This window comes from Streptomyces sp. BE20, from assembly GCF_036322525.1.
In the GTDB taxonomy this organism is placed as follows: domain Bacteria; phylum Actinomycetota; class Actinomycetes; order Streptomycetales; family Streptomycetaceae; genus Kitasatospora.
This window is the reverse complement of record NZ_JAQYWW010001201.1, coordinates 1-21,593: the sequence shown is the minus strand read 5'-3', so window position 1 is coordinate 21,593 and position 21,593 is coordinate 1. Positions and strand designations below refer to the sequence as shown.

18 protein-coding genes and 1 pseudogene are annotated in these 21,593 nt (G+C 74.9%); 16 read left to right on the top strand and 3 right to left on the bottom strand.

Features of this window, described 5'->3' with window-relative positions:
* Window positions 1–78: 78 nt before the first annotated feature.
* The 14 genes from PUR61_RS38490 (at window position 79) to PUR61_RS38425 (ending at window position 13,342) form a co-directional block, all read left to right on the top strand.
* On the top strand, window positions 79–867 hold the full coding sequence (locus tag PUR61_RS38490) for a hypothetical protein (RefSeq protein ID WP_329884464.1): 789 nt from the start codon (window positions 79–81) through the stop codon (window positions 865–867).
* Window positions 837–1,838 carry a hypothetical protein gene (locus PUR61_RS38485; protein WP_329884462.1) on the top strand — a complete coding sequence of 334 codons (1,002 nt, stop codon included), beginning with the start codon at window positions 837–839 and terminating at the stop codon, window positions 1,836–1,838. Before PUR61_RS38490 ends, PUR61_RS38485 begins: the two co-directional genes overlap by 31 nt.
* A complete protein-coding gene (locus tag PUR61_RS38480) occupies window positions 1,835–2,128 on the top strand; it encodes a DUF3085 domain-containing protein (protein ID WP_329884460.1) in 294 nt (97 codons plus the stop codon). Before PUR61_RS38485 ends, PUR61_RS38480 begins: the two co-directional genes overlap by 4 nt.
* A 220-nt stretch (window positions 2,129–2,348) precedes the next feature.
* A complete protein-coding gene (locus PUR61_RS38475; protein ID WP_329884458.1) occupies window positions 2,349–3,158 on the top strand; it encodes a hypothetical protein in 810 nt (269 codons plus the stop codon).
* On the top strand, window positions 3,076–3,606 hold the full coding sequence (locus PUR61_RS38470) for a hypothetical protein (protein WP_329884456.1): 531 nt from the start codon (window positions 3,076–3,078) through the stop codon (window positions 3,604–3,606). The genes PUR61_RS38475 and PUR61_RS38470 overlap by 83 nt, the downstream gene beginning before the upstream one ends.
* A 676-nt stretch (window positions 3,607–4,282) precedes the next feature.
* The gene (locus PUR61_RS38465; protein ID WP_329884455.1) at window positions 4,283–4,948 is read left to right on the top strand and encodes a GGDEF domain-containing protein; all 666 of its coding nucleotides are present in this window, start codon (window positions 4,283–4,285) and stop codon (window positions 4,946–4,948) included.
* 779 nt (window positions 4,949–5,727) lie between these two features.
* Complete coding sequence (locus tag PUR61_RS38460) at window positions 5,728–5,964, top strand: hypothetical protein (protein ID WP_329884453.1); 237 nt, start codon at window positions 5,728–5,730, stop codon at window positions 5,962–5,964.
* A gap of 631 nt (window positions 5,965–6,595) precedes the next feature.
* Window positions 6,596–6,892 (top strand): hypothetical protein, encoded by a 297-nt coding sequence (locus tag PUR61_RS38455; protein WP_329884451.1) that lies wholly within the window; start codon window positions 6,596–6,598, stop codon window positions 6,890–6,892.
* 117 nt (window positions 6,893–7,009) lie between these two features.
* Window positions 7,010–7,609, top strand: a complete 600-nt coding sequence (locus tag PUR61_RS38450; RefSeq protein WP_329884449.1) for a hypothetical protein — start codon at window positions 7,010–7,012, stop codon at window positions 7,607–7,609.
* A 528-nt stretch (window positions 7,610–8,137) separates the two neighbouring features.
* Entirely contained in the window at window positions 8,138–8,725 is a 588-nt protein-coding gene (locus PUR61_RS38445; protein ID WP_329884447.1) for a hypothetical protein, read from the top strand.
* A 466-nt stretch (window positions 8,726–9,191) separates the two neighbouring features.
* Complete coding sequence (locus tag PUR61_RS38440) at window positions 9,192–10,691, top strand: hypothetical protein (RefSeq protein ID WP_329884446.1); 1,500 nt, start codon at window positions 9,192–9,194, stop codon at window positions 10,689–10,691.
* A 286-nt stretch (window positions 10,692–10,977) separates the two neighbouring features.
* Window positions 10,978–11,427, top strand: a complete 450-nt coding sequence (locus tag PUR61_RS38435) for a hypothetical protein (protein ID WP_329884445.1) — start codon at window positions 10,978–10,980, stop codon at window positions 11,425–11,427.
* An 864-nt stretch (window positions 11,428–12,291) separates the two neighbouring features.
* On the top strand, window positions 12,292–12,753 hold the full coding sequence (locus tag PUR61_RS38430; RefSeq protein WP_329884444.1) for a hypothetical protein: 462 nt from the start codon (window positions 12,292–12,294) through the stop codon (window positions 12,751–12,753).
* A 121-nt stretch (window positions 12,754–12,874) separates the two neighbouring features.
* A complete protein-coding gene (locus PUR61_RS38425) occupies window positions 12,875–13,342 on the top strand; it encodes a hypothetical protein (protein ID WP_329884443.1) in 468 nt (155 codons plus the stop codon).
* A 180-nt stretch (window positions 13,343–13,522) separates the two neighbouring features.
* Here PUR61_RS38425 and PUR61_RS38420 read toward each other — a convergent pair whose 3' ends face one another.
* Window positions 13,523–13,972: a hypothetical protein gene (locus tag PUR61_RS38420; protein WP_329884442.1), complete on the bottom strand. Its 450-nt coding sequence runs from the start codon at window positions 13,970–13,972 to the stop codon at window positions 13,523–13,525.
* Window positions 13,972–14,577, bottom strand: a complete 606-nt coding sequence (locus PUR61_RS38415) for a hypothetical protein (RefSeq protein WP_329884441.1) — start codon at window positions 14,575–14,577, stop codon at window positions 13,972–13,974. Before PUR61_RS38415 ends, PUR61_RS38420 begins: the two co-directional genes overlap by 1 nt.
* A 392-nt stretch (window positions 14,578–14,969) precedes the next feature.
* Between PUR61_RS38415 and mobF the strand changes: the two genes are divergently transcribed.
* Both mobF and PUR61_RS38405 read left to right on the top strand, forming a co-directional pair.
* Window positions 14,970–19,796: a MobF family relaxase gene (gene mobF / locus PUR61_RS38410; RefSeq protein WP_329884440.1), complete on the top strand. Its 4,827-nt coding sequence runs from the start codon at window positions 14,970–14,972 to the stop codon at window positions 19,794–19,796.
* A 98-nt stretch (window positions 19,797–19,894) separates the two neighbouring features.
* Window positions 19,895–21,481 carry a hypothetical protein gene (locus PUR61_RS38405; RefSeq protein ID WP_329884439.1) on the top strand — a complete coding sequence of 529 codons (1,587 nt, stop codon included), beginning with the start codon at window positions 19,895–19,897 and terminating at the stop codon, window positions 21,479–21,481.
* On the opposite strand, the pseudogene PUR61_RS38400 reads toward PUR61_RS38405, so the two are convergent.
* Window positions 21,453–21,593, bottom strand: a pseudogene (locus PUR61_RS38400) (IS481 family transposase); the annotation flags it as partial. The gene PUR61_RS38405 and the pseudogene PUR61_RS38400 overlap by 29 nt on opposite strands.

Here is a 21,593-nt window from a genome sequence, read left to right as displayed (position 1 = left end):
GTGCGGGCTTCCCCGGGCGCCTCCCCACCCCGCCATCCCGGGTGGCGCAGCTCCCGTCCGGCGGCGCAGCGTCGCCCGGTGACCATCATCAGGAAGGCCTGCAACATGCCCCGAAAGGTCACTCTCAACCCGAACATCCCGGGCCTTCTCGCCCCCTACGCCTTCGGTGAGTTCACCGTCTCCGTGCGGGAGGACGGCGGTTACCTGGCGGGATGGACCCGCACGGTGCCCGGCTGTGCCTGCCTGGTGAGCGTGTGGCCCGACAACATGCTCAACACCCCCGATGCCCCGGCCGAGTTCACCCCGGTCGGCCCGTGGTCGTACGACGGCCGGTTCGACGTCGCCACTGCCGAGGGCTGCTCCGACCCTCACGACTGGACCAATCCCGACAACGAGGACGACCACAAGACCCCGCACCATGCCTTGGCCGCCGGCCTGGACGAGCACCGCGCCAGGTGCTTCGAGTACCGGATGGCGATCACCCAGTGCCTGAACTGCAACGACACCCGGCAGCAGCACGGCCCCGGCGGCAGCGTGTTCGCGTGCTCCGACTTCCAGCCCGGCGAGCAGGTGGGCCGGGCCCACTGGGAGCGCCAGCGCGAGGAGCGCGGACTGTATGTCCCCCGCGACTGGCACCCCACCTGCCTGGCAGCCCGGGACCCGGGCTGCCAGGCAGGTGGGGTGGCGGCGGGGCGTCCCGCTGTCCCGGGCCTGCCGGCGGACAACACCGCCGACCACGCGGATCACCGCCCACCACACCACCGATCACCACCAGCCACTGCGGACCACCGCAGACCGACGAAAGGGCACACCCCGTGCGACCCAACCTGCTCCCCATGCTCCACCCAGCCATGCGCCCGGCCCTGATCGAGCTGCACCGCGCCAAGCTGCGCGCGACCGTCCACCCGGCCGACGGCGGCGGCCTCCAGTTCCACATCCCCGGACCCGACGACACGTTCGTCCTCATCGGCAGCCCGGAGGTCCTCCCCGGCCCGGACGAGGCCCCCGCGGGCTTCGGGGCCGAGCTCTACACCCCGGACGGCGAACACCTCGACGTCCTGTTCCACGCCTGCACCGACCCGACCTGCTGCGCCCCGGCGGCCGGCGCCGACCCGCTCAACGCCCGGACCATGGCGCGCGCCATCGCCACCGCGCTGCACGCCCACGCCACCACGCTGCCCGCCGTCGTCCCCACCACCGGGCAGATCCTCCACCGGATCGCCGAACTCATCGACGCCGACACCGACCGCACCACCGCCCTCTACACCCACCCCCTCGGGGTCCCGGGCTGCGTCCTCGACCACCTCACCCAGCAGGCCGTGTACGGCACCGACCCGCTGTGGTTCGGCCACCGGTACGCGGCGCTCGGCCGCGACCACAGCACCGACGCCGTCACCACCTGGACCGCAGGCCTGGACGCGGCGCTGCACACCGCCCGGGACCTGCTGCGGCCCCTCGCCGCCATGGCCCGGCCACTGCGGACCCAGTCCTCCCGCCCCGCTCCGGGCTTGACCGGCCGCCTGCCGTTCCTACAGTGCGCTCTGCACAGCCCGTACGGCCGTGACCTTCCCCGCCCGTACGGGCTGTCCGCCCCGCCGACGGGGCGCCTCACCACTCCATCCCAGCTGCGCCCCACTACGGGTCGTGCCCGAAGCCAGCGACGGGGACCGCGCTCTCAACTCCACCTCAATGAAACGGACTTAAACCCATGCTCAAGCCGCTGCTGCTTCAATTCCCGCTGCCCGAAATCCTGCCTCTCGCAGAGCACGCGGTCGCAGCACCCAACCACCGCATCAGTTCCTTCTCCGACGCCACCGGAGCGTGCCTCATCTGGGTGAAGGACGACGGCACCTACTTCATGTCCAACGGCCTGCCGCACCTCCCCGGCAAAGACATCCACAACCACGTCGTCCACGCCAAGGGCTGGGGGCCCGGGACCGAGAACGAATTGCGTGAAACCCCGGTCGGAGGCGACGACTTCGCGGAGTACTTCCAGCTGACCGAGCCTCTGTCCAGCGACGCCACCACCACGCTGCTGGAGCAGCTTCGCGCCGCCGCAGCGGACGGGATGCGCTGGCTGGAACTGGAAGTCAGCAAGGAAAGCGTGGGCATCGCCTTCAGCGACTGAGGCAGCCCCGCCAGCACCACAACCCCGCCCCCGGGACGCAGCGCCGCTAGGCCCGGGGGCGGGGTCGCTCCGGGCCGCAGGTGCCGAGTACCGGCCCGGCGACACCCTGCCGTGCCGCCGTACGTGGCCAACGGCTGCCTGTTCCTGCCGTCCGGCAGGCGCCCGGCGCTGGCCGGGCCGCGGCCTTCCCATCCTGACAACGACATGTGAGGTGCCCACCATGAGTGGCAACTACAACGCCGAGGGCGTCATCTGGCTGGAACGCCCGCTCCCGGCCGACCGGTTCACCGACGGCCCGTGGCTTGCCTCCGTACCCGAGAGGGCCGCCCTGCTGGTCCCGGGCCACGCCCTGACACGCGAGTGGATCGAAGCGGGGGACACGGACCTCGCCACCAGCAGCGGCCTCCTGCTGCTGCCCGGCGACAGCCCGGCCACGGTGGCCGGGCTGGCCTGGCGAGCCGACGGCGAGGACCTGCCCGAGACCCTGCTCCTGGCCGGTCTCCACCGGTTCGCCCAGGCCGCGGCAGGCTCCCGAGCCGCCCTGTGGGGCGTCAGCCTGACCTACAGCGACGGCATCACCTGCCACCCGGCCGTCCTCGACCACACCGACGGCCGCTTCCACCACCAGCCGCTCCCGCCCATGCCCGCGATGGGCGGCGCATGGTTCCCCGCCCCGCAGCGCCGCGCCGCCCTGTTCACCTCCGCCCAGGCCGGGGCCGGACCCGATGCCGGGACCGCTGCCGTGCCCGCGCCGGAACCCCATGCCTTCGAGGGCCCGTTCGGTCCCCTCGCCCTCGCTCTGGCCGCCGCGCACCCCGGACTGAGCAAGGGCGCCCTCGTCGCGCTCTACACCTTCGCCGCCCTGTGGGACACCACACGGCGGCCCGTCCCCACCAGCGCCGTCGCCCGCCACAGCCACCTAACCGAACGGACCGTCGCCCGCCACCTTGGCCAGTGGACGGCGCTGCGCCGCGACGGCAACACCTGGGCACCGGCCCGGCCAGGCGACTCCCGCCGGACACCTGCCTGACTACGGCGCCCACCAGCCCACCCAGGCCGTCCTGCGCGTTCTCAGTGCCGCAGGCCTCCCGCTCGCCCAGCTCACCGACCAGCGCAACGACACCACGATCACGGGCGTCTTCGCCTGGCCGAGCCTTCGCCACGGAGAGGACCGCGCGGCCGACATTTGGTGGTTCATCAACGGTGAGCGGGAGGAGCAGCCCGACCACTCCGCGGTACGCCGGGAGGCCACCCGGGCCGCCAGGAACGCTGCGCTCGACCAGGCCGAGACGGAGCTTGCCGGGGCCGGCTCGCGTGTCTGCCGTTCCGGGTCCCGCCGCCCCTGTGTCGGTCGTGTCCTTCACCTTGCCGTGCTGATGCCCACCCCCGAGGAAGCCGCGTGCCTCCGCGAGCGGCAGGCCAAGCCGAACGAGTCCGCCACCTGGTTCCGCGAACCGCAGATCCTTGCCGGCCAGTAGTCCCCGCTGCTTCCCACCCCCTTGCCCGTCGTCCGGGCGGCTGCTGCGCCTTTACAGCACCTGAGCCGCCCGGCACGGGTGCGGGTGTCGGGGTGGTGGGCGTGGTGCTGGCTGGGTGGGGGCGGGAGGTGGTCGGCGGGTGTCTCGCTGCCGGCCGCGCCTGGCTGCAACTGTGCTTCGGCGGCCTCGGATTGGGGCTTGTTCGGCGGGGTGTCGTGTCTAGGTTCCGGGGTGGCCCGAGCGTTGGTCCTCACCCCCCGGGGGTGTCCTCATCCTTCTCGTCTTTCTGCCGTCTGTGCCATCCCGTCCCACGTGCTGTTCGGCTGGGAGCGGCACGGCACGGGCGGCACGCGGAGGGTCGGGACCGGGGACTTTGAGGGCGCGCGGTGGCCGCTGTCCGGGGCCCCGTAGCCCCGGGGTGTGGTGGTTCATCTGGCGAGACGGTCACCACGCCCCGGGGGCGGGGTCCTCAACTCCGGTTCAGGAGAGGTGGATCTACCATGGCACATCCGAGTTCGAGGGTTCCAGTCGCTCCCCGGCGAGCCATCCAGGTCGTGACCCGAAGGCCCCACCCCACCGGGCCACACCCGCCCTGCCCGCCGCTGTTGTCCAGGTGGGGGCGGCGGCCCCCACCAGTGTCCGGCCGGTCGTGCCCGGCGCCGGTGGGAGTTCTCCCGTGATTGTCGCGGCCAGGGCGCTGGTCCTGGCCCGGACCCCGGCGGCTGTCCGGATCGAATCGCTGCGAGACGCCGTCCGGCGCCTGCTGGAGGTGAACCGGCGACTGCGTCAGCGGCTGGCCGCCAGCGTCGACCGGGTACGGACGCTGAGCGAGGAACGGGACGAGCTGCTCGCCGAGCTGGCCGAAGCCCGCACGGACCCGCTCAGCGGCCTGGCCGGGCGCCGGGGATTCACCCGGCACGCGGCCGAGCTGCTCCGTACGAGCGGGCCCGGCTACTGCGTGGTCCTGCTGGACCTGGATGACTTCAAGCCGGTGAACGACACGTTCGGGCATGCGGCTGGTGACGCCGTCCTGGCAGCGGTCGGGGAGCGGATCAGCCACTGGCTTCGTCCGCACGAGACCGCCGCACGATTCGGCGGGGACGAGTTCGTTGTCCTGGCCACGGACGACGCCAGCCTGCCGGAGCGCCTGAAGGCGCTGCGGGAGGACATCGCCGCGCCCGTCACCCACGAAGGCCTGGCCCTGGCGGTCGGGGTCTCGGTGGGATCGGCCAAGGTCACGGACGACCTCGGTCGGGCGCTCGGGGATGCCGACCGGGCGATGTACGCGGCGAAGGGCTCCAGCCGCCGGGGACGTTCCTCCACCGCGCCCGCCAGCGTGTAGCGGCCCGCCCGCCGTCTGCCCGGTACCCCGAACGGGGTGCCGGGCACCGCTGTGCCTTGTCCGGGGGTGCGCTGACCGGGCGTCCTCCCATTGCCGCACACCCTGCTGCTGGCCGTGCGGGCTCTTCCGGTGCGGCCCCGCCCTCACCGAGGGAGCAGCGCCGCGTCCTCACCAGGGATCGCGGGCTCCCCGAAACTGGGCCATGTTCTGCCGCTGTTGTTCTGCGCTCCGCTTCCCTTCCCGGCCCGGGTGTGGGCGGGGGCTGACTGGCGGTCTGCCGCCCCTACAGTGTGTCTTGTTCCGCCCGGCTGCTGTCGAACGCTGATGCGTTCCGGTGGCGCGGGCTTCCCCGATGCCTCGACCCTCCTCTCTCCCCCTGGAGCAGGCTGAGGTACCTGCGGCACCTTCCCGCCCCCGCTCTCTCCGGGGCAGGTCAAGGCGTCGCCGCCGCCCCGCTGTGTCCGGTCCCACACGCCGGGCAGGGTCCGTGTGGCGGCCTGCTGGCCGGGGCCCCGCCCCTGCCCTGCCGGCGCCCCGGTCAGCACCCCTGGAAGCCGCCCAGCCATCCGCATTCTCCCCGGGCGCGGGCGGCCGGGCTTCCCACGGCGCCTCCCTGCCGCCCGTCGGTGTCGCAGGCGCCGCTGCCGTGCCGCCTCGCACCGCGCGCCCCCGGCCTGGGTGCGGGCAGGTCAGCGGCACCTGGGGCCCCTGCTCTGCCCGGCCGCCGTCCGGCCGGCCTTGGTGCCTCACCCTCTCGGGTCAACCCCTCTGGAGACGACATGGACCAGCCTGTGTTCACCGACGGACAGCGCGTCCGTACCCTCATCCACCTCACCTCCGCCTACTGGCATCCCGAGCAGCCCGATATTCCCGTCGGCGCCCTCGGCACGGTCGACTACATCCACTACCGCCACGACTTCCCCACGGTGCCCTTCGGCTACGGCGTCATGCTCGACGACAGCGTCGAGCGCCTGTCCGCCTGGATGGACCCGCAGGACATCGAGCCCGCACCGTAAGGCCCCGCCCCGACCGCGCCGGGCGGCATCCGCCGCTGCACCAGCCAGCCAGCCAGCCGGGCGGCGATGCATCGCCTCCGCCGACCAGCCGGGGTTCCCTCCGGGCCCCTGACGCTGCGCGCCGTTTGCCTCGCGGCCCCGCCACGGTGGGCCGGGGCAGCGCGTGCGGCCGCGTCCCCAGCCCCGTTGCTCGGGGGGCCGCGGGCGTGTGTGCAGCCACGGTGCTGGGGTTGACCGGCGCCGTGTCGTTTCTATGGTGTGTCCTGTTCCCGTCCGGCGGCCGTGACCATCCCGCTGTGAGGGCTTCTCCGGCACCTGCCCGGCCCCCTTCCCCGGGAGCGGGTCGAGGGTGCCTCGTGTGCCGCAACCGCATCCCCCAGGCGCGGCGAGGGCACAAGGCGGCCGGACCGCTGTGCCACTTCGCGGGGTCCCGGCCGCCAGCGCATCCCACCGCCCTCCTGGTGCCCCGTCACCGTCCTGGCCCGTGCGGCCACTGGGCCCGGTGCTTCATCGCGCCCCGCCGCTGGACGTCGGCCGCGTGCCCCGGCCGGCCTCCCGTGCCGCCCCGGCCCACCCTCCTGCTCACCGACTCGTGCGCCTGACCTGTCCCACACGATCAAAGGACCCCCTCTTGTCCCGCTACACCATGCCGCTCACCGACACCCTGCACCTCCAGTTCGGCTACGACCGCCCGCTGCACAACGTCTTCGCCCAGCTGTGGAGGAACGACGGCTTCGAACCCGTCGAGACGCTGGGCCTGTACTCGTTCATCGTCACCGTCGGCGAGCTGATGCCCGCCATCGACGCGATGCTCGCCCCGTACCCCGGGGCGGCCCTCAGCGAGGAGGACCGCAACAGCATCAGGGACAAGCTCATCGCCGACGGCGCCGACCCCGGCCACACCGACGTCCCGCCGAGCGGCGCCTGAACGGCGGCCACGCCACGCAGCAAGCCGACCTCGGCGTGAAGGGGGCGTCCGGCCACCCGGACGCCCCACCCCCACCCCCGCCCCCTCCTGCCCGTGCTACCGGAAAGACGAGTCCGTATGCCTTCCCGCACCCTGCCCGGCCCGCGAACGGCCGCGCTGCTGCGCGTCACCCTGGACGCCGCACCCCTGATCGCCGCCGTGAGCGCCGACCTCCCCACCCACCGCGGAACCCTGGTCACCTACGCCTTCCACAGTGATTCCGTGACCGCCCGGCTCCGCTCCGGCCTGACCACGGCCGAACACGACACCATCACCAGCACGCTCACCGACCGGTTCGCGGCCGCCGGATGGGGCTGGTGGGCCGACAGTCACGGCATCGACCTGACCCACCCCTTCCACGTCACCCGAAACGGCAGTGCCCGCACCCTTCCCGACACCCTGACCGACACCCTGACCGCGGCCACCAGCGGCCCCGGGCACGACACGGACGTCCTCAGCCACGCCCTGGCCGCGGCCGACCACACCGACATGGCCGCCGTCTGGCACACCTCCACGCTCTGCCCCCACCGCCCGGCCCACTCCAGCCCGCCCGGGCCCGCCAGCGTGGAAGTCCTGCACCAATGCACGTTCTGCGGCGCTCCCCGTCACGACACCCCGACCCCCGACGCCGTCCGTCACTGCCCGCCCCGCTACCGCCTGCACTCCACACTCGACTGACCACCAGCCCCTGCCCGGCCGCCGACCCCACCGGTGGCCGGGCACCGCCATGCCGCCCCACCGCCGTGCCTGCCCCGCTTCCGTCCCGGTCACCGTTCCCGTTCCCGGCGGCTGGCGTCACGGCCGGGCCGCAAGCGGCCCGGGCCGCCGACAGCTTCGCGTGCTTCCGTCACGGGGGTTGACCGGCCGTCTGCCGTTCCTACGGTGTGTCCTGTGCCCGCCCGGCGGCCGTGCCCACTCCGGCCGTGCGGGCTTCCCCGGCGCCCCTCCCGACACCACACGGGTCGAGGCGCCCCGTGTGCCCCCTTGCGTCCCCCGGGCAAGGGCGGCACACCAGCGGCCGGGCCCTGGACCCCTCGCAGCGCCCGGCCGCCACCACTGCCGCACCCTGCCCCGGCCCGTACCCGCCGGGCCCGGCCACCCGCCACACCGGCCCTTACTGCCGGGCACCGACACGCCACCGCCCACGGGCCGCCAGACGCCACCACACGCAACCGCACTCACCGACGACAAGGAACCCCGACCACTATGACCGGCCACCGCCATCCGTCCCTCACCGCCGAGACGACCCGCATCGCCACCCAGGTCGTCGCCACCTTCGAAGACCTCCACCACCACGCCCTCCCCTGGGGGATGCTGCCGCCCAGCACCCACTGCATCGGCCTGCCCGACCCCTCGGCGCTCACCGACCTCGGCGTGGACCGCGACGATCACGCGATCAGCGTCCACGCCCTCGACGTCCCCCCGCTCGACGGCGACGACCTGCCCACCTACCTGCTCACCTACGCACAGGCCCTCCGTGAGACCCTCCGCGCCACCCCGCCCGGTGGGTCCGGCCCGCTCGACGCCCTCGAAGGGCTGACCGTCGGCCTGCTCACCACCGCAGAACGCTTCAAGATCGACGGCACCGGAAGCGTCCGCCAACGCACCACGACCGCCGTCCTGGCCAACGGCACCGCCGTCCACATCGTCCGCACCCAGGACCAGCCCCACGTCTCCCGCGCCATCGGCCACATCACCGTCCCCGGCCCGCGCATGGCCCACGCCCTGTGGCTCCTCGGTCACGCCCTCGACATCTTCCCGGCCACCGCACCCCCACCCACCGCCCACCCGTAACCCACCCACCGCCCGGCCGCCGCCCCCCACCGGTGGCCGGGCACCGCCATGCCGCCCCACCGCCCGCGAATGCGTCGCCCCCGGGCGCCCGCCCGACACTCCGGGCGCCGCAACCCCGGCCGGGCCCGGCCTCGTGTTCGGGCGTCTGACGAGGTGGTCGCCGCGCAGGGCGCCCGTTGCTCGCCGTCCCCGCCGGGTCCGGCAGGCTGGGAGGGGCAGGTCCGGCACGGGGCCGGGGGGCCGCGTCCGGCCACCCGGCCACCCCGCCGTCCGGCTCCCGGCCGGGGTGTTGACCCGCGCCCCACCACGCCTACCTTCGGGCACATCGAGACCGGCCGGGCCCCGGCCGGGGTGAGCGCGTTAACCGCCGCCGCCCCGGCCGCCCGCCGCCCGCCACCGGCCCAACGGGCCGCAGTCACGGCCGCCGGTCACCCCCTCCAGGCCGGGAGCCCGCTTGCCCACACCCATGCCCATACCCACGCCCGTCTTCACAGCCGCGCCTGCCGCTGCCCGTCCCGCCGCGTACGAGGACCTCCCGCTCTTCGCCCTCGACACCGACGGCCCGACCACCACCACAGCCACTGTCCCCACACCGACGCATGAGGACCTGTTCGCCCTCGACGGGCCCGAACTGACCGCCGTCCTCGACTCCCTCACCTCCGCGCAGCGCGAGCAGCTCGCCGGACCCTGGCCCGCCCGCTGGCTCTACCCGCCCCGGCCCGACGACCCGCCCCGCGGGTTGAACGTGTGCGCCGGATGCGGCGGCGGCTGTGCCGGGCTGCGCCTGGTCCTCGGCGTCCAGGCCGACACGGTGTGCGTCGAGCTGAAGAAGGACCCGACCGCCACCAGCACGGCAGCCGGCTGCACCGTCATCCAACGCGACATCAAGACGCTCGACCCCCGCCACCCCGCGCTGCTATGGACCCGCCGCGTCATGTGCACGATGCCGTGCATCGACTGGACCCGCGCCGGACTCGGCGCCGGCCGCGACGCCGAGAACCTGGCCATCCTCCTGGAGGCGATCGACCAGGTCGCCGCCCACATGGGCAACGTGTGGGTCGACGGCTCCGAACTGTGTACCCACGACGACCCCGCCGACTGCGACGAGGACGTCTGCTACGACCACATGATCGAGCCGTCCGGCGCCCCCATCACCGAACTGTGGTCGCTGGTCGACGACATGACCGCCGCCACCGCCGGACTCATGCTCGCCCCGGTCATCTGGATCCTGGGCCTGCGCTCCATCGGCGCCCCCATCGAGACGATCGTCATCGAGCAGAGCTCGGCCCTGCCCGAGACCGTCCAGGAATACATCTGGACCGAACTGACCACCGCCGGATGCGAATCCGTGCAGTGGCAGAACCTGGACGCCGCCGACTTCGGCTCCGCCAGCAACCGCAACCGCGCCATCATGTCCGCCCACTGGTACCGCAACCCCGGCCCCGTCACCGCCCCCCGGATCGGCACAGGCGCCGCCCACGCGCTCGGCTGGCCGCCGCAGACCCGCATCAACACCCGCGGCGAACGCAGGACCAGCGGCGGCAACGTGTTCGCCCTCAACCGCACCATCCCCGCCGTCACCAGCAAGATCCGCGGCTGGTACTGCCAGGACACCGGCCGCCGCTTCACCATCCCCGAGGTCTGCGCCCTGGTCGGCCTGCCCGGCACCTATCCGGTCACCGGATCCCGCACCAGCCAGTGCCAACAGCTCGGCGACATCTTCAGCCCCCTGGTGGCCGCCGCCGTCTGGGGCACCCTTCTGGGCCTGCCCTGGCTCGACATGCTCCGCACCTACCTCGCCCAGATCCACCCCACCGTCCACGCCCGCCCCGACCCAGCCGCCATCCTCTTCAACCCCGACCGCACCCACTTGACCCCGGCCGTCACCGACGCCGACATCGCGCGCCTGTTCGCCAGCGGCGACTACCCGCGCTTCCGTATCCAGCTCCAGCCGGCCACACCCTGACCACCGTCCCCGCCCGGCCGCCGCCCCCACCGGTGGCCGGGCACCGCCATGCCGCCCCGCCGCCGCGCCCCCGCCGCCGCGCCCGCCCCGCTTCCGGCCCGGTCACCGTTCCTGCTCCCGGCAGCGCCGTCCCGGCCGGGCCGCCGACCGCTCCGCGTGCTTCCGTCCCCGTGGGTTGACCGGCCGTCTGCCGTTCCTACGGTGCGTCCTGTTCCCGCCCGGCCCCGTGACCGCCCTGGCCGTACAAGTGACCGGGCCTAACCCGCACCCAACGTAAGGAATCCCCATGGCTGCCCCTTGCGAACCCGGCCCTACCCACGACGGCGAGCTGGACATCTCCACCACCGTGTTCGGTGTGGCCGAGGTGGCCGCCGTCACCGCTGGATTGATCGACGCCCAGAGTTCGGTGGAGGTGATTCCGTGTGAGACATGGCTGCTCACCGTCGCCGGCTGCCACCCGGCCGCGGACGCGGCGCTCCATGTGCTCATCGGGGACCGTTCCGCAGGGCTGTACACCGTCGACGTGTTCCCTTGCGACGGCTGCGCGGCGTGCTCGGCCTGTGAAGGATGCATCGACGGACCGGGAACCTGCGCCGGCAGCACCCATCTGGACCTCTCCGACCCTGCCCTACCCCTCGGCCGGGCAGCAGAGATGGTTGCTCGTGCCACCGCCCTTCCGGCGGTGCGTACTCCTTGGATCCTCCCCGACCGAGCCGCGGCCAGCCCCGCCCCCTGACCTCTCTGCGTCGCCAGGGGACGGGGCACTGGCGCTTGCGCACCCGCCCGCCCACCCCTGCTCCGGTTGTGACCGAAGCCGGGGTGGGCGGACGTCAGCAGCCCCCTCCTCCCAGCCCCGCTCTCGACCTTTCCGGTAACCGAAAGCCCCGGCCCCCGCCGTCAGGCCATCAGCCGCCCAGCGCCGCTGCGCCCCGTCCTGCCGTCACCCTCCCGGCTGCCTTCCGGGCACCACCGTGCCCGCCCGGCCCCGGGGTCTCGTCCGGTCACCACGCCACGCGCCCGGCCCCGGTCCCACCGCGCCTACCGCCGTCGCCACGGCCGGCCCGCCCGGCCCGGCCCGCCCGGCCCCGGTTCGGCCCGCGGGGCCACGGCCGCCCGCCGGCCCTTGACCGCCACGCACACGCCCGCCCGGCCGTCACTGCGGCAGCGCCCGATGCCGGGCCGGCTCCAGTAGGTCCGCCGCTGGGTTCGCCGCTGCGGTGCCGCCGTGCTGGACCCTGCCACCCGGCCCGGCCCGCGATACGCACCCGCGCACCACGGGCCGCACCGCCGCCCGGCCGCGGCCGTCACCTGAACACCTCTGCCCGGCCCGCACCACCGTGCCCGCCCCGCCCGGCACCCAGCAGGGGAAATCCCCGGGCCCGGTCACCCGCCGACCCCGGCCACCGGCCAGAGCATCCACAACAACACCTGACACAGCAGCAGTTGATCCGACCGCAGGCGTAGCTACCTTCACCCCCGCAGAGACCACCCGCACCAGGCCCGCGCCGAACACCGCGCCCCCGCCCCGGGCCCGGCCCGCGCCACTCGGCGCCCGCCGCCCTCGCCCCAAACCTCCACCCCGCCACCCGGGAGCCTCGCCATGCCCGCACACCGCCGCCCCTCCCTGCTGCGCACCCTCCTGCGCCCCACCACCCCCCACACCACCACCCGCTACACCATGACCGGACTGATGAACGTCACCACCAGCCCGCACGGCTGGTCCGAGCGCCACTACGGCTTCCAGCCCTGGCACCCCCTGGCCCAGGTCCACGACCCCGCCCACCCCGGCCACCTGCTGACCTTCACCATCGACGCCGCCGACCTGCACACCGCCGCCACCCGCGCCCGCGCCATCGCCACGGCCACCGCGGCCGACCTCCACAGCACCTGGTGGCCGCCCACGATGAACCGGCTGGCCACCGGCGACGTCATCGCCCTCACCACCGGCGACACCACCCGCTACTTCGCGCTCGCCCCGCACGGCGCCCTCACCGCACTCCCGTGCATCAACGACCCGATCCCGCCCGCCCACCTGCCCCGCCGTCCCGCGCTCGCGTCCTGACCGCCCCGTCCCGGTGCGGCCCCACCCCCCCGGGCGGGCCGCACCGGGACCGGCGCCAGCCCTGTCCCGGCCGCCGCGCCCCGGCCAACCCGCAGCGCAGCACCCCGAAGGAGAACCGCCCATGCGGCCCGCACCGTCCACACCCCGCGTCCACGCCCTGCTCCTGCACCGAGGGAGCCTGTTCGTCACCCGCCGCCCCGGCACGTGGAGCCTGGCCCTCGTCCGCCCCCGCGACCTCAAAACGACCTGCTGGACCAGCCCCCGCCCCTCCCTGCTGCTCACCCTCTCCTGGGGTGTCATCGACCTCCACGCCCACCGCCAGCCCCTCACCGCCCCGAAGCGGCTGCCGGCCCGCCTGGCCGGCCGCTGGCTGCGCCGCCACCCCGCCGACCGCGACCTCGCCGTCCCCGGCCACCACCGGCTCGGCCCCTGGGTCCTCTCCCGCCAGCACGGTGCCCACGGCCTGACACTGTGGCGGCTGCCCGAGTGGGACTGCGCCCGCCACGCCCCCGACGACGACGGCGACTGGACGATCCCCGCGTTCGGGCCCCGACACGTCCCCTGCTCCTGCCCGCGTCACTCCCGCTGACTGGAGATCGTCCTCGCCCTCGCCGGCCCCACCCTCCCCCAGACACCGGGCGTAGAACCCGCCTTCTGACCCGCCCCGCCCGCCGTCCCGGCAGCACATCGATCGAAGGCCCGCCCCGCTCCCCGCGCCACCACGCACGGGGAGCGGGGCGGGCCTCTTCGTCGTCCCCGGGGCCCGCCGTCAGGTCCCGCGCGGGCGCCGCATCCACGGCGCCGCCGGACCACCCGGCCCAGGCCCGGGCGGCCCGGGTAGCCCGGGTGGGGGAGTGCCGGGCCCCGGCCCCGCCACCGGACCGGCCCCCGGCCCCGACAACCCGGCCGACGGGTACCCGGCGCCGCCCGGCCAGCCCACCGCACCCTGCTGCGGCACGGCCCCGTCGAGGACCGCCCCCGTCCACCGGCCCCACGCCGCCGCCGCGACGTGGAACGCCAGCCGCACCGAGGCGTCCACCACCACACTGGTGTTCTCACCCACCAGCACCACCTTCTCCCGCCCCGTCACTTTCCGGTACGACACCAGGCGCATCCCGTGGACCAGCGGACCGTCCGCCCCTTCCTCCACGACCTCGAACGCACCCCCCAGCCACGTCGGATCCAGCCCACCCGCCGTCACCTCCGACACCTGGGCCATCACCGCACCTCCCGCACACCGTCACCCGAACCCGGTGCTGCCGGTCCGCCGCCCTGGCCCGCCCCGCCCACCACAGGCCGCCCCGCCGCCGCCGGACCGCCGCCCGACACCGTCGGGCCCCCGGGCGCCACCCGAACCCCCGCACCGGGCCCGTCACCGCCCGCCGCCCGCTGCGCCCCACCGGCCGCCCGCCCAGTACCGGCCGGCCGCTCACCACCCGCAGGCACCACCGCCGCGCTGCCGCTCACCGACGCCTTCACGTGCGCGACCAGCCGCCGCAGTTCACCCACGTCCACCCCCAGCCGGTCCGCGACCTCGTCCTCCCGCACCGCCACCCCCCGCACCTGAAGCGCGCGCATCCGCGCCGCCACCACCGCCCCCGCCTCCCACCCCTCACGCCGCGCCCGCTCCCGCGCCGCCTCCATCTTCTCGATCTGCTCGTCGATGCCCTCCACCACCTTCTCGGCCCGCTCCTGGAGCGTCAGGAACTCCTCCGCCCCCTCCAGCAGCGCCAGATCACGCACCTCGTACTCGCTACGCAACTCCCGCGCCCGCCGCCGGGCCGCCACCGACCCAACGGCCTTGCGCTGGAACCCCTTCGCCATGACCATCCCGCCTCTCTCACTCATCCGCACCGAACGGCGCGATCGGGGAACCCGCGCCGCCCCGGAACGAACGAGCCCGGGCGCCGCGCCGACCACCAGGCAACCCGCCACCGCCCCCGCGCAGGAAGGCCGCGCCCCGTCAGATCCCGCCAGGCGGGATCTGACGAACCCGCTTCCCAAGCACTTCCCACCCGGCGGCACCGGCCCACCCGGGGCCCGAGCCCCACCCGCGCGGCCGTCGCCATGCCCTCGGCCTGCGACAACGCCACCCGATGGCGGCCTGTGCCCATGGCCGGGCACCAGGTGTGCCCTGCCATCGTGGCCCGGGGGCAGGGGGCCAAGTTCCCGACAGCTCTTGCATCTGCGCACGGCCGGAGCGGACCCTGGCGCCCATGACGGTGGACTTCGGCAAAATGACACCGGGTGACGGCTACCGCTACTTCATGCGCCAGATCACCAGCGGTGACGACCTGCGCCCCCGCGGCCGGGACCTGGCCGAGCACCAGGAGGCCCTGCAGGTGCCGCCCGGGTGGTGGACCGGGCGCGCCGCAGCCATCCTCGGTGTCGCCGGTGAGGTGACGGAGGCGCAGATGCGGGCCCTGTTCGGGGAGGGCCTGCACCCGCAGGCGGACGAGATCATCGCCGAGCAGCTGCGCGCGGGTGCGACGGTGCGCCAGGCGCACCGGGCGGCCCGTCTGGGTGCCGGCTTCTACCAGTTCGGGCAGAAGCCGACCCCTCTCGCCGTGGCGATCGAGGAGCGGACCCGGGCGTGGGAGAAGGACGCCGGGCGTTCCGCGACCGACAACGAGCGCCGGGCGCTGCGCCGCCAGGTCGGGGCGCTGGCCTTCCGCGCCGAGTACGAGCGGGACCCTGCCTGCGGCACCGAACTGCACCGCTTCATCACCCGCCGCACCCGCCCGCCGCGCCAGCCCGTGGCCGCGTTCCATCCGGTGCTCCGTCCGCCGAAGTCGGTCAGCCTGCTGTGGGCGCTGGGCGACGAGAGAGTGCGGGCCGCCGTCGAGAAGGCGCACGGCGAGGCGGTCTCCGTCACGTTGGCGTGGATCGAGGACCATGCGCTGGCCACCCGCACAGGGCCCGGCGGCGTCGCGCAGCACGACGTGACCGGCGGCCTGGTGGCGGCCCAGTTCCGGCACTTCGACTCGCGGTGCGGCGATGCGCTTCTCCACGACCACGTACTGATTGCGAACAAGGTGCAGGGCCCGGACGGGCGGTGGCGCACTATCGACGGCCGGCTGCTGCTGGCCCAGGCCGTCGCCGCGTCCGAGCTCTACAACGCGCAGGTCCTACGCCGCACCTGTACCGCTCTGGACCTGGTGGTGGTCGAGCGTCAGGTCGAGGAGGGGCGGCGCCCGGTGATGGAGATCGCGGGCATCAGCCCGGAGCTGATCGACGCCAGCTCCGCCCGCACCCGGCAGGTTCGCGCCCAGTTGCCCCGGCTGATCGCCGCCTATCGGGCCGAGCACGGCAAGGAGCCGTCCCTGCCGGCGCGGATCGCCCTGATGCGCCGCGCGACCTTGGAGACCCGCCCGGCCAAGAAGTCCGCCGCCCCGCTCGCGGTGCTGCGCGAGGGCTGGCAGCTGGGGGTCGCGGCCGTCTTCGGCCGACCCCTCGTCGACAATCTGCTGGCGAACGCCCGCAGGGTGGCCCGTGACGTGCGCCGCGACAAGGGACCGCCGCCCCGCCTGGACGTCGCAGCGGCCGCCCGTGAGGTGGTGGCCACCGTCTCACTGCACCGCGCCGTCTTCGGCAAGCGACACCTACTGGCCGAGGCGCACCGACACGTCACCGCCGCCACCCTGGGCCGCGCCGGCGAGGGATGGGCCGAGGCCATCACCGAGCACGCCCTGGCGCGGCTCTGCCTGGACCTCACACCGCCCGACATCAACCCCGCCTTCGCGCCGCTCCAGCGCGCCGACGGCACCAGCGTCTACCGGCGCCGCGCATCCGAGCTCTACACCACCCCGGCGATCTTGGCAGCGGAGGACCGCATCGTCGCCGCCGCCCGCCGCCGCACCGCGCCCGCCTGCTCGACGCGGACCTTCGACAAGACCGCGGCCCGCCACAAGGGCCCGCTCGACGACGGCCAGCGCGCCATGGCGAAAGCGTTCGCCACCTCCGAGCGGGCCCTGGTCGCCGCGATCGGACCGGCCGGCGCCGGCAAGACCACCGCGCTGCGCCTCGCGGCGAACGCCATCGCCGCCGCCGGCCGCACCACGGTGGCGCTCGCCCCCTCCGCCCGCGCCGCCCACGTCATGGCCGAGGAACTCGGCCGCCCGGCCCACACCCTCCACTCCTGGCTGCGCCGCCAGCGCCTTGCGGACGCCGGGAAACTCGTCCTGCCACGCGCCGAGCGCCTGCGCCGAGGCGACGTGATCATCGTCGACGAGGCCGGCATGGGCGCCACCACCCAGCTGGCCGCGATCGTGCGCCGCGCCGCGAAGGCAGGCGCCCACGTGCGCCTGATCGGGGACCCCGCGCAGCTCGCCGCCGTCGAAGCCGGCGGCGCACTGCGCCTGCTGCAGAGCGAGGTCGGCGCCGTCCACCTCACCGCCGTGCACCGCTTCCGCCACCCCGAGGAGGCCGGCGCCTCCCTGAAGCTGCGCGACGGCGACCCCGACCGGGCGTTCACCTGGTACCGGCAGCACGGCCGCGTCCAGGGCGGCACCACCTCCGCCATGGCGGACGCCGTCTTCACCGCCTGGCGCACCGACCTCACCGGCGGACGCACCCCGCTGATGATGGCGCCCGACCGCGACCTGGTCGCCGCCCTCAACCGCCGCGCCCAGAAGTGGCGCATGGACCACGGCCAACTTCTAGCTCCCTCACGCTGGCGCCCGGCACCCGTCCGGCTGTGTGACGGCCACCGCGCGCACGTCGGCGACCTGATCGTCACTCGCCGAAACCAGCGCCGACTCACCTCCAGGGGCGGGAAGGACTTCGTCAAGAACGGCGACGTGTGGGCGATCGAGCGCTACACCCCCCAGGGCGACGCCGTCATCCGCCACACCCAGCACCGCGGCCGTCTCACCCTGCCCGCCGACTACCTGCGCGAGCACTGCGAACTCGGCTACGCCTCCACCATCCACCGCGCCCAAGGCATGACCGTCACCCGCTCCCACGCCCTGCTCACCACCCGCACCAGCCGCGAGGCCGCCTACGTCGCCGCCACCCGCGGCCGCACCGGCAACCACCTCTACATCGCCCTCGAGGACGACCAGACCCTCGACCAGGCACTTGCCCGGATCGCCACCTACAGCAGCTTCGCCCCCTCCGCCCGCCAGACCATCCGCACCGAACAGGAACGCGCTTGGGGCATCCGGCAGCTGACCGCCGAGTACGCCGACGCCACCGCCCAGGCCACCCGCCTGCGCTTCGAGGCCGCCGCCCGCGCCGCCCTCGACCACGCCGCCGAACCGCTCATCGCCGACGACGCGTTCACCGCCGTCGTCAACGCACTCGGGCGCGCGGAGAAGACCGGCTTCACCCCCGAACGGATCCTCGCCGCCGCCCACCGCGAGAAAACCCTGACCGGGATGGACGTGCCCGGCGCCGTACTGGCCTGGCGCATCGACCGGCGCCTCGCCACCGCCCGCGCCGCCGAAGCCCACGCGGAGGCCGACCCCCACCCAGGCGCCCGCCTGCTGCGCACCCTGGCCGACGACCAACTGCAGCGCATCGCCGCCCTCGCCCAGCGGCACCGCGCCCGGGCCCTGGACGAACTGCACGCCGCCGACGCCGAGACCGCCGCGGCCCCCCGCCCGGTCACCGCCGGCGGCCGCCGCCACCCGGCCTGGCCCGACCGCCCGTACGGCACCTTCACCGCCGCGCAACTCGCCGAGCGGCTGCGCGTGACCAGGCGCGCCCGCCTGCGGGCCGAGGACGAAGGCGACCACCGCGCCGAGCTCGCCGCCGTCGAGGACCTGGTGCACCTGCGCGCCGAGCAGGCGCTGCGCCGCGCGATGCCGTGGCGCGACCGGTTGCGGGAGGACTACCAGCGCACCCGCCCCGGCTCCCCGGCCACCGCACCCGACCTCGCCGCGGCGGCCGCCGCCGACACCGAGCGCGCTCGGATGCGAACCGAGATTGCCCGGGACGCGTGGCAGCGGGCCGAGGCCGTCACCGCCCGCGTCGGCGCGGAGCAGCACCTGCGGCGACTGCTGCCCGACCGGCCGCCCACCGGCGACCTCAACGGTGACCTGCCCGACTGGCTCACCCCCCGCGCCGCCCTCACCGACCCGCACACCCCCGCCGATTGGCGGCGCCACCTCACCGCCCGCCGCGACGTCGTCGACCGCCACCTCGCCGCCCGCGGCGCCCAGCTCGCCGCCGACATCCCCGCCTGGGCCGCGCCGCTCGGACCCCTCCCACCCCCCGAGGCCGGCCGCGCCCTGCGCGCACGGTGGGAGCGCACCGCGGCTCTCACCGACGCCTGGCGCACCCTCCACCAGGTCCCCGCCCACCTGCCCGGGCCCGGCCCCAAGCCCGACGCCGAGCAGCACGCCGCCGCCTGGAGCGCCCTCGAGGAGCGCATCCGCGCCCTGCACCACCGCACCCGAACCGCCCACCAGCCCCACCCCGGGCCGCCGCCCGAGCAACTCACCCGCCAAGCCCTCGAGCAGCTCGTCCACCTGCGACTGCTGCACGGCAGCCAGGCCCCCGCCTCCGTGGTGCGGCCCGATCCGACCGACCCGGCGGCCCTCGCCGTGGCCGGGCCGGCCGACCGCCGGCCCGCCGCGCCCGTCTTGCTGCCCCGCGCCGAACGCCTCGGCCAGGACGCCCTTGCCGCGACCCTCGCCGGACAGGAAGCGCCCCAGGAGTGGATCGAACAGATTCCCGCCCCCGACGAGGACGACACCGCCCAGCAGCACCTCTACCGGCGCCTGGTCACCGCCGTCGCCGACTGGCGGCTGCGCAGAGGCGTCACCGGCACCGACCCGCTCGGCCCGCCCCCCGAGGGCGAGGGGCCCACCGAGTGGCAGCACCTGTCCAAGGCCCTCGACCTCTACCGCACCGCCCGCATCACCGACCGCCTGCAACTGCTGCGCGTGCGCCGCGAAGCCGACCGCGAACGCCTTGAGGCCGCCGCCCAGCAGGCCGCTCAAGCCGGGCCCGGCACCCCGACCGGCCCGCCACCGCGCCGGGCGCCCGCCTCCAAGCCCTCCCGCCCGCGCCGCCCCGGCGGCCGTCGCCGCCGGTAGGCCACCCGCCCGACCGGGCCAGTCGAACAGCGCCCGATCCCGCCCGGTGGGAGGGGCCGGCCACCGCTCCCGCCCACCGGGCCAAGACGCCGCTGCGGGTGTCGCCGTCCGCGCACGCTCGCCTTGCGACCCCATCCGGTTCCCGCCACCAGAAAGAGAGCCAGGCCGTTGACCGCGCCCCGCAGCACGCGCTCACCAGCGTCTACACCGACCCCTTTCTCGGCGACACGGACGGACCCACGCTGCTCACCGCCGACCCGGTAGCCGCCGCGCACTTCTTCCTCGACACCGACCGCCTCGGCCACCTGGAGGCCATGGCGAACGCCACCGGCCACGACGCCACCACGCTGGTGCCGATCAGGCCGGGCGATATCGTGCGCCGGGCGCTCGCCGACCTGCCCGCCGGCGAGGAGGACCGGCAGTTGCTCGTCGCGAACTGGCGGATCCTCAACTCCTCCTGGCCGGCGCGCGAGGAACCGGCGGCCCTTGCCGCGGCCACCTGGTACCTGGAGCGTCTGGCCGACCTCGCCCCCCTCACGGCGCAGCCCCTCGCCGACCTCACCGGCGACCAGCGCGCCCGCTGGCAAAGGGACGCGATCGCCCTGCAGCGCGACCTCCTCGTCCTTCACCCGCACCTCCACCCGGCCCGCATCGAGGCGTTCACCACCCACGTGTGCACCGAACTCGCCGACCGGACGCCCGGCGACACCACCCCCACCGAGAAGGCGAGCGCGGACCGCTGGCGCCTGGACACCGCCCTCGACGGGGCCCTGGACCTGCTGCCGCTGGACGGCGAGGTGCGCGAGAGAGTGCGGGCCGCGGCCGCTGAAGTGCTTGGGTCGCCCCGCCCCCTCCCGTTGCCCGGCCGGCTGTCCGGCGACGCCGACGCCGCTCTTCACTGGCGCCAGCGGGTGCCCTCCGCGCAATGGGCGGCCGAGGACACCGACGCCACCCTCGCCCAGGCCTACCACCATGTCGCCCAGATCCTGCGCGAGGCTTGCGAAGGCCACTGGTCCCTGGCCGGCCAGGCCAGCACCGCGCCCGCCCGCACGCTGGCCGCCGAGACGACCGGGCGTCACACCGTTCTCGGCCGCCTGCTCGCCCTCGCCGAGGCGGAGCGCGCGGCCACCGCCCACGAGCCGCACCTGCACGACGTGGCGGGCGCCGCCGCCCGGGCGGCCCGCACCCGGACGCAGACGTCGCGCCTGCGCGCGATGGAGGTCCACTTCGCCGAGCAGGTCGCCTACACGGCGACCTTTGACGCCGCCCGCTCTCTCCTGGACGACGCCCTCGGCGAGCAGCGCGCCGCCGTGCGGGCCACCATCGCCGCGTACTACCCGAGGCCGGGCCACCGCCTGGCCGACCAGCTCGCCGCCGGCATCGACACCCAGGCCGTCGCCCGCGCGCAGAACGCCGTCGTCGTCCTGGGCCGCGAACTGGACGACATCCTCGCCCGGGACCGCAACCCCGCCACACGCCTGCGGCCCTCCGTCGAGCAGATCACCCAGGCACACTCACGCTCGGACGCCGCCCGCCGACGCTTCAACGACATCGTCAGCAAGGACAGACCCGCCACCGTGGCGGCACTGAGAGCCCTGCGCGCGGTGATGGATCTGCCCGCACCGCCGGAGCCGGGCGACGGCGCCGACCGCCTGACTAGCTGTATTGACCCGCAGGATTGTTGACACGCGTGATCGGGGGTTGGCCTCCGAGTGCGGTGTGGCAGCGATGGTAGTTGTAGGCGTGCAGGAAGTCGGGGAGCGCTTCGGTTCGTTCCTGGTTGCTGGTGTAGGGGCG